Below are 8,455 nucleotides of genomic sequence, written 5' to 3'. Positions count from 1 at the left end.
GCGTCGAGCTCGATGACCGACCAGGAGAGCGGCGGCAGCGTCGCACGCACGACGCCGTCGACGACCTCGGCCGCCCCGAGCGGCGCCATGTGCACGCTGTCGGGGGCGGTCTCGAGGTTCGAGGTGTGGCGGTCGCCGCCCTCCGGGATCGTCAGGGTCTCGGCGTTCACGACGCGCAGGTCGCCGAGTCCATGCAGGTCGATCGTCAGATCGCTCGACTCGTCGAGTGAGCGGTTCGCGACGAACACGACCACCCGTCCGGTCGCCTCGTCCCAGGTCGCCGCCGCGTCGACAGCGTCGACCCCGCCGTAGCGCTTCGTCTCGATCTGCGGAGCCGACACCGCGAGGCGCAGGATGCGGCCCTTCGCGAGCCGAGCCATCCGCTCGAACGGCCAGAAGCTCGTCTGTCGCCAGGCCGGACCGTTCTCCTCCGAGCGGATCGGGGCGATCACGTTCACGAGCTGCGCCTGGTTGGCGATCTTCACGCGGTCACCGTGCCGCAGCAAGCTGTTGAGCAGGGTGCCGACCACGACGGCATCCGTCACCGAATACGTGTCCTCGATGAGTCGCGGATGCTGACGCCATCCGGCCTTCTCGATCTCCTTCGCCTCGACGTCGTTGTACTTCACCTGATCCCACACGTTCCACTCGTCGAACGAGATGTCGACCTGCTTCGTGTGCTTGCCGGACGCTTTGACCGCGTCGATCGTGGCGATGACACCCTCGATGAACGCGTCCATGTCGACGGACTCGGCGAGGAACGACTCGGCGTCGCCGTCGTGCTCCTGGTAGTACGCGTGCATCGAGATGAAGTCGACCTCGTCGTAGGCGTGGGTGAGCACCGTGTGCTCCCAGGTGCCGAACGTCGGCATCGTCCGCCCCGACGAGCCGACGGCGACGAGCTCGATCGACGGGTCGACCAGACGCATCGCCTTGGCGGACTCCTGGGCGAGCCGCCCGTACTCGGTCGCGGTCTTGCCGCCGATCTGCCAGGGGCCGTCCAGCTCGTTGCCCAGGCACCACAGCTTGATGTCGAAGGGCTGCTCGGCGCCGTTCTTGCGGCGCAGGTCCGACCAGTACGTGCCGCCGGGGTGGTTGGCGTACTCGACGAGCGCGCGCGCCTCCTCGACGCCGCGGGTGCCGAGGTTGACGGCCTCCATCACCTCGACATCCGCCTCCTTCGCCCAGTCCATGAACTCGTGCAGGCCGAAGGCGTTCGTCTCGATCGTGTGCCAGGCGCCGTCGATGCGCACCGGCCGGTCCTCGACCGGGCCGACGCCGTCCTCCCAGCGGTAGCCCGAGACGAAGTTGCCGCCGGGGTAGCGGACCACGGTCGGTCCCATCTCCTTCACGAGCGCCAGCACGTCCTGCCGGAAGCCGCGCTCGTCGGCCTGCGGGTGCCCCGGCTCGTAGATGCCGGTGTAGACGCAGCGCCCCATGTGCTCGACGAACGAGCCGAAGAGCCTCCGGGGGACGTCGGCGATCGTGAAGTCGCGGTCGATGGTGATGCGGGCCTGAGACATTGCTCTCCTAGATTTCTGGCTCTCGAGCCGGGTGGGGGACTACTGACCGCCGAAGCCGCTCGTCGCGACTCCCTTGACGATCTGCTTCTGGAAGATCATGAACACGATGATGAGCGGCAGCGCCGCGAGCACGGCCTGCGCCATGACCTGGGCGTACTGCACGCCGTAGGCGCTGATCACGGTCTGGAGTCCGACCGGCAGCGTCATCAGCGTGGTGTCGTTGATCACGAGGAACGGCCAGAGGAAGTTGTTCCACGCGCTGATGAACACGAAGATCGCGACCGAGGCCATGATCGGACGGGAGAGCGGCAGCACGATCGACCAGAAGATCCGGAACCGGCCGGCGCCGTCGACGCGCGCCGCGTCTTCCAGCTCGATCGGGATGGCGTCGAAGAAGCGCTTCAGGATGAACACCATCGCGGGTGCCACGACCTGCGGCAGGATCAGACCCCAGTAGGTGTCGACCATGTTGAACGCGAGCATCTCGTAGAACAGGGGGATGATCAGCACCTGCGGCGGCACGACGATCGAGGCGATGATCACCACGAACAGCCACTTGCGTCCGGTGAAGTCCAGGCGCGAGAAGGCGTAGGCCGCGAGTGCCGAGATCGCCAGGGTGATCACGGTGATCGCCACAGAGGTGAGCAGGCTGTTCAGCGCCCAGGTGTAGACGTTGCCCTGCGAGAGGATCGCGGTGAACGCCTCGATGGTGGGTCCGCTCGCGCCGATCCAGCCGGGGTCGCCGGATGCGGCATCCGTCTCGGTCTTGAACGCGGTCGCGACCGCCCAGAGGAACGGCAGCAGCCAGCCGATGGCGAGGAGCAGCAGCACGACGAACGCGGTGATGCGGAGCGGCCCGAACGGCTTCTGTCCGGGCAGGTGCGAGCGCCGGGGGCGACGCGACGACGCCGTCGTGATCGTCTCGGTGGCGGTGGATGCGAGGGGGGAGGCGGTGGCGGTGGACATCAGAACTGCTCCTTCCGGCGGCGCGTGATCAGGGCCTGCGCGACGCCGAGGATGACGATGAGAGCGAAGAAGACGTAGGAGATGGCGGCCGAGTAGCCGAACCGGTAGCTGACGAAACCGGCCTCGTAGATGTACTGCACGATCGAGCGGGTGGTGTCGCTCGCGACCCCGCCGAGCATCTGGTACGCCTGGTCGAACAGCTTGAGTGAGGCGAGGATCTGCAGGATCAGGATGAGCACCGTCGCCGGTCCCAGCTGCGGGAGCGTGATGGACCAGAACTGGCGCCAGGCGCCGGCGCCGTCGAGGGAAGCGGCCTCGTACTGCTGCGGTGGGATGTTCTGCATGGCCGCGAGGTAGAGCAGGAAGTTGAAGCCGACCGTCCACCACACGGTCGCGATGACGATCGACAGCATGTTGGTCTCGGGGTTCTGCAGCCACGCGAGCGGCTCGAGGCCGAAGAACTCCAGGATGTTGTTGGCCGCGCCCACCTGGGGGTTGAAGATCCAGACCCAGATCTGCGAGATCACGGTGGAGGCGAGCAGGAACGGCATGAAGAACGACAGGCGCCACAGCCACTGGCCGGGGATGCCGCGGTCGACGAGGGCCGCCATCGCGAGGGCGATCACGACGAGGGGCACCGTGGAGAGCAGCGTGAACCAGACGGTGTTGCCCATCGACTGCCACATCTTCGGGTCGACGAACGCCTCGGCGTAGTTGGCGAATCCGATGAACGAGCCGCCGGCCCCGGTGAGGGACTGGTCGGTGAAGCTGAGGATGAATCCGTGGATGATCGGCCAGACGAGGAACAGGGCGAAGGCCACGAGGAACGGTGCGAGGAAGACCCAGCTGATGAGCTGCTCGCGGTTGCGGGAGCCGGCGCGGCGTCCGCGCGGGGTGGTGCGCGACCCGGTGACGATCGTGCGGGTGGAGTCGGTGGCGGAGGTCATGATCCGAACGTCCCTTCGGGGTCTGCCGGGTTCGGCTGTCGGAGCAGGGTGTTCACCCGTGCCTCGAAGCGGTCGATCGCGGCCGCCGGGTCGTCGCCCGAGAGCAGCACGTTCTGCACGGCGGCACCGAACTCGGCCTGGAAGTTGGAGCCCGAGCCGGTGAACCACGCGGTCGGGTCGTACACGACGTGCTGCGCTGCCTCGGCGTAGTTCGCCTGGGGGATGAGGTCGGCGTACTCGGGGGATTCGGTCACGGGGAGGAACGCGGGGATGTGGCCGGCCTCGGCCCAGCCGAAGGAGTTCTTCAGCATGTCGGCGACGAACTCGTAGGTGAGATCGCGACGCACGGGGTCGGCACTGGACTGGTGCGGGAGGACGAAGGAGTGCGAGTCGGCGTAGACAGCCGGGGTGCCGTAGAGCGTCGGGATCATGGTCGCGTCGAACGGGATGCCGGCGGCCTGCATGGTGCGCAGCTCCCAGACTCCGGTGAAGAGCATGCCGCTCTTGCCGGTGGCGAACTCGGCGATGGCGCTGCCGTAGTCGTTCTGGGCGGCCGCGATCTCGCCGTCGAGCAAGGTCTGCATGAGCGTGAGCGATTCGACCGCGACGTCTTTGTCGATCACGGCCGGCCCGCCGGCGGGCAGCTCCATGGCGCCGCCGTGCTGCGAGTAGAAGGTGTAGAACAGGCGCCACATCTGCGCGCCGTCGCCGAGGTAGCCGTACGAGAGGGCGTGTCCGGATGCGGTGCCGCTCACGGTGCGCAGCTGCTCGAGGAACTCCTCGGGCGAGGTCGTCTCCTGCAGCTTTCCGTCCGAGTCGAGGACCCCGGCGGCATCGCACACGTCGGTGTTGAACATCATCACGAAGGGGTGGGCGTCGAGCGCGACGCTGTACATGTCGTCGCCCACGAAGCCCTTCTCCCAGATCGGCTTCGGGAACTTCGTGCTGTCGACGCCGAGCTCGGCGAGACGGTCCAGGTCCCAGGTGTCGAGCAGGCCGCCGGGCGCCCAGCCGACCGTGCGCGTCGCGTGCATGATGGCGACGTCGGGGGCGCGGCCGCCGGCGCCCGCCATCGCGAGCTTCGTGTAATACGGGGTGCCCCAGGCGAGCACGGTCGGGCGGATGCGGAACGCGGACTGCGCGCCGTTGACCTGATCGAGCAGCGACGACATCGTCACGCCGTCACCGCCCGAGAGAAGGTGCCAGAACTGCAGGGTCTGCGGGCCGGAGCCGGGGGTCGTGCCGGGCGCGCAACCGGCGAGCAGCGCCGTGCCGGCGGCGAGCGAGGCGGCGGTGAGGAACTGCCGGCGGGACAGATCGAGTGGGGGTGTCATCGTCACTCCTTCGTGACTGTGCGGGGGTCGCCTCATCATTACATCGATGTAATCGACCGCGCAAGCATCAGATCGGGGCCGAGGAGTGGGCGGGTGTCAGGGACGGTAGCCGCGCGGGCGGCCCTGCGTGCTCGCGCGCTCCAGCAGGTGATGCGGGAGGGTGAGGGCGCGCGGGGGAGCGGCCCGGTCGTCCATGCGGGATTCGAGCAGACCGAGCGCCGCGATCGCGAACGCCTGCCGATCGAATGCGACCGAGGTGAGCGCCGGCGAGGTGTACCGCGAGAACTCGACGTCGTCGAAACCGGTCACGATCACGTCGTCCGGCACGCGGATGCCGTTGTCGTGGAGTGTGTGCAGCGCCCCGAGCGCGAGTGAATCCGTGAACGCGACGATCGCGTCGAAGGGCACTCGACGGTCGAGCAGCATGCGCACGGCATCCGCACCACCGCCCATCGACCACGGCAGCCGGTTGATCTCGAGGGCCGGATCCCGGGGGAGGCCCGCTTCGCGGAGCGCGTCGTGCACGCCCTCGAGGCGCAGACGGCTGGTGGCCGTGGCGATCGACGGATCGTCGTCGGCGCCGACCACCGCGACACGGGTCGCGCCGCGGGAGAGCACGTGACGCGTGGCATCGGCCGCGGCCTGCCGACTGTCGATGCGCACGTGGTCCGCGCGGTTCTGCTCCACCTCGCCGATCACCACGAGCGGCGGGAGGCGGTCGGCGTACTTCAGCACGCTGTCCTCGAGGCGGATCGGGTTCAGGATGAGGCCGTCCACCAGGTGCGCCCGTGCGCGGGAGACCAGCTCCTTCTCGCGCTCGGGCTCGGATGCCGTCTCCTCGATCTGCACGGCGAGACCTCGCTCATGGGCGGCCTCGACGATGCGGTGCACCAGCTCGGCAGAGAAGGCGGTGGCGAGATCGGGGAGGGCGACGGCGATGATCCCGGAGCGTCCCTTGCGCAGCCCCCTGGCGCTGAGGTTGGGCACGAAGTCGAGCTGCGCCATGGCGGACTCGACCTTCGACCGCGTGCTCTCGTTGACCGGAACCGTGCCGGTGACCACGTTCGAGACGGTCTTCGTCGACACCCCGGCGAGGGCCGCGACATCCTTCATCGTGGCGCGGGGTGGCGGCTGCGCTGTCATCCGGTCAGCCTAGCGTCGAGGCCGGGAGCGGATGGAGTACATCGATGTAGTCGTCGCTGCCCTGGCTATCATGGCGCCATGACCACCGAACGCAACTGGGCAGGCAACCTCACCTACCGGGCCTCGACGATCGCGCACCCGGAGACGGTCGACGAGCTCGGTGCCCTGCTCGGCCAGGGCGGACCGGTGCGCTTCCTCGGGTCGCGGCACTGCTTCAACGACATCGCCGACACCGACGGTGTGCTCATCGCGCTCGACCGGCTGCCCACGGTGTTCGAGGTGAACGCGAACCGCACGGCAGTGAAGGTCGCAGGCGCCGCCCGCTACGGCGACATCGCGCCGCTGCTCGAAGCCGAGGGGCTCGCGCTCGCCAACCTCGCCTCGCTGCCGCACATCTCGATCGCGGGGGCGGTCGCCACCGGGACGCACGGCTCGGGCGACGCGATCGGCTCGCTCGCGAGTGCGGTCCGCGGCCTCACGATCCTCACGCCCGCGGGCGAGACGCGCACGCTCGAGCGCGGCGACGCCGACTTCGACGGTGCGGTCGTGCGCCTCGGCGCGCTCGGGGCCGTGCTCGACGTGACGCTCGACGTCGAGCCGACGTACGAGGTCGCCCAGCACGTGTTCGAGCGGCCGGACTGGGATGCCGTGCTCGCCGACTTCGACGATGTGACCTCGATCGGCACCAGCGTGAGCCTGTTCTCGACCTGGGAGCGCACCGACTTCGTCGACCAGATCTGGGTCAAGCAGCGGCAGCCCGAGGCGCGCGAAGCTGCGCGGGAGTCGCTGTTCGAGAAGCTCGGCGCGGTGCCCGCGGTGAGCAAGCGGCATCCGATCCTCGGAGTCGACCCGGTCGCGTGCACCGAGCAGCTCGGGGTCGCCGGTCCGTGGTTCGAGCGGCTTGCGCACTTCAAGCTCGAGTTCACGCCGTCGGCCGGCGCCGAGATCCAGAGCGAGTACCTCGTGCCCCGCGCCGATGCGGTCGCCGCGATCCAGGCCGTGCGTACCCTCGCCGGGCAGATCGCGCCGCTGCTGCTCGTGAACGAGATCCGCACCGTGCGCGCGGACGACCTGTGGCTCAGCTCGTCGCACGGGACGGATGCCGTCGGCCTGCACTTCACCTGGAAGCCCGACGAAGCCGCGGTCCGAGCCCTGCTCCCGACGATCGAGGCTGCGCTGCCCGAGACCGCTCGTCCGCACTGGGGCAAGGTGTTCACGCTCGACGGTGCTGAGACGCGCTCGCGGTATTCGCGATGGGACGACTTCGCCGCGCTCGCCGCCCGCTTCGACCCGGAACGCCGCCTGGTGAACCCGTACCTGGAGCGGTTGGGGCTGTAGCGGAGGTCGTTGCACCCCCTGGGTTGTTCTCGGTAACATTCACCGGAGCAGCCGACGGAGGTGCGCATGGTGAACGTCGGCTCGGACAAGCCCAACATCCGGCAGGTCGCGACGATCGCCGGGGTGTCGCACATGACCGTCTCCCGGGTGCTGAACGACCACCCCAACATCAAGCCCGACACCCGGCGGCGCGTGCTCGAGGCGATCGAAGAGCTCGACTACCGCCCCAACCTGGTCGCCAGAGCGCTGGCCACCCAGCGCACGCAGCGCATCGGCGTGATCGTCGAGAGCGCGGTGGCGTACGGCCCCACGAGCATCCTGCGCGCGGTGGAGATGTCGTCGCGCGCGGCCGGCTACTCGGTCACGCCGATCGCGCTCCACGAAGGCGACACGCTCACCCCGCAGGAGGCGGTGGACCACCTCGTCACGCAGGGCGTCGACGCCCTCTGCGTGATCGCTCCGCGCTCGTCGTCCGTGGCCGCGCTGCGAAGAATCGCGATCAACGTGCCGATGCTCGTCGTCAAGGCCGACGCGGACCCGACCTTCCTCACGGTGTCGATCGACCAGCACGCCGGGACCACCCTCGTGGTCGATCACCTCGTCGCGCTCGGCCATCGCGACATCCTGCACATCTCCGGACCCCTGGACTGGCTCGACGCGCGCGCCAGGGAGCGGGCGTTCCACTCCCGTGCCAAGTCGTGGGGCATCCGCGAACGGCCGATCGTGGTGGGGGACTGGTCCGCCGACTTCGCCTATGACTTCGCGAGGGGTCTGCAGCGGCTCCCCGACTACACGGCCGTGTTCGCGGCCAATGACGACATGGCGATCGGGCTCATCCACGGCCTGCACGACAAGGGCTTCGACGTGCCGAACGACATCAGCGTCGTCGGCTTCGACGATGTGCCGCTCGCCCGCCACTTCGTTCCGCCCCTCACGACCGTCCGCCAGGATTTCGGGGCTCTCGGCATCGCCGTCGTCGAGATGCTCCGTGCCGCGATCGAGGGGCGCGAGATCCCGGCGCTGACCCGCATCCCGACCGAGCTGGTGCCGCGCGCCTCGTCGGCCGCCCCGCGGGAGGGGCGGTGAGCGCCGAGCCCACCCCGGAGCCGCTCGTCCGGCTGCAGGGGATCACGGTCGAGTTCCCGGGGGCGCGGGCGCTCGACGATGTCGACTTTCGGCTCTTCCCCGGCGAGGTGCATGCCGT

The 8,455-nt window shown here is 69.0% G+C and carries 7 protein-coding genes; 2 read left to right on the top strand and 5 right to left on the bottom strand.

The window, feature by feature from the left end; genetic code table 11:
* From arfA to ACNPM4_RS16495, 5 genes are all read right to left on the bottom strand, one after another.
* Positions 1-1,523 (bottom strand): arabinosylfuranosidase ArfA (gene arfA / locus ACNPM4_RS16515; protein ID WP_448986401.1); only part of this gene is annotated, 1,523 nt, incomplete at its 3' end.
* Between the two features lie 39 nt (positions 1,524-1,562).
* Positions 1,563-2,489, bottom strand: a complete 927-nt coding sequence (locus ACNPM4_RS16510) for a carbohydrate ABC transporter permease (protein WP_029264408.1) — start codon at positions 2,487-2,489, stop codon at positions 1,563-1,565.
* Positions 2,489-3,436 carry a carbohydrate ABC transporter permease gene (locus ACNPM4_RS16505; protein WP_029264409.1) on the bottom strand — a complete coding sequence of 316 codons (948 nt, stop codon included), beginning with the start codon at positions 3,434-3,436 and terminating at the stop codon, positions 2,489-2,491. Before ACNPM4_RS16505 ends, ACNPM4_RS16510 begins: the two co-directional genes overlap by 1 nt.
* Complete coding sequence (locus ACNPM4_RS16500) at positions 3,433-4,770, bottom strand: substrate-binding domain-containing protein (RefSeq protein WP_029264410.1); 1,338 nt, start codon at positions 4,768-4,770, stop codon at positions 3,433-3,435. Before ACNPM4_RS16500 ends, ACNPM4_RS16505 begins: the two co-directional genes overlap by 4 nt.
* Before the next feature lie 96 nt (positions 4,771-4,866).
* Positions 4,867-5,913, bottom strand: coding sequence for a LacI family DNA-binding transcriptional regulator (locus ACNPM4_RS16495; protein WP_448986400.1), 1,047 nt, complete (start codon positions 5,911-5,913; stop codon positions 4,867-4,869).
* 78 nt (positions 5,914-5,991) lie between these two features.
* Between ACNPM4_RS16495 and ACNPM4_RS16490 the strand changes: the two genes are divergently transcribed.
* A complete protein-coding gene (locus ACNPM4_RS16490) occupies positions 5,992-7,251 on the top strand; it encodes an FAD-binding protein (RefSeq protein WP_448986399.1) in 1,260 nt (419 codons plus the stop codon).
* A 66-nt stretch (positions 7,252-7,317) separates the two neighbouring features.
* Complete coding sequence (locus ACNPM4_RS16485) at positions 7,318-8,337, top strand: LacI family DNA-binding transcriptional regulator (protein ID WP_105711675.1); 1,020 nt, start codon at positions 7,318-7,320, stop codon at positions 8,335-8,337.
* The last annotated feature ends 118 nt before the right edge of the window (positions 8,338-8,455 follow it).

The organism is Microbacterium umsixpiens (genome assembly GCF_053543675.1).
This window is presented reverse-complemented; position numbering and strand designations above follow the sequence as displayed.

Excerpts from the sequence above, each read along its gene's own strand:
- ACNPM4_RS16510 (WP_029264408.1), bottom strand. The coding sequence starts at position 2,489 with ATGTCCACCGCCACCGCCTCCCCCCTCGCATCCACCGCCACCGAGACG.
- ACNPM4_RS16505 (WP_029264409.1), bottom strand. The coding sequence starts at position 3,436 with ATGACCTCCGCCACCGACTCCACCCGCACGATCGTCACCGGGTCGCGC.
- ACNPM4_RS16500 (WP_029264410.1), bottom strand. The coding sequence starts at position 4,770 with ATGACACCCCCACTCGATCTGTCCCGCCGGCAGTTCCTCACCGCCGCC.
- ACNPM4_RS16495 (WP_448986400.1), bottom strand. The coding sequence starts at position 5,913 with ATGACAGCGCAGCCGCCACCCCGCGCCACGATGAAGGATGTCGCGGCC.
- ACNPM4_RS16490 (WP_448986399.1), top strand. The coding sequence starts at position 5,992 with ATGACCACCGAACGCAACTGGGCAGGCAACCTCACCTACCGGGCCTCG.
- ACNPM4_RS16485 (WP_105711675.1), top strand. The coding sequence starts at position 7,318 with ATGGTGAACGTCGGCTCGGACAAGCCCAACATCCGGCAGGTCGCGACG.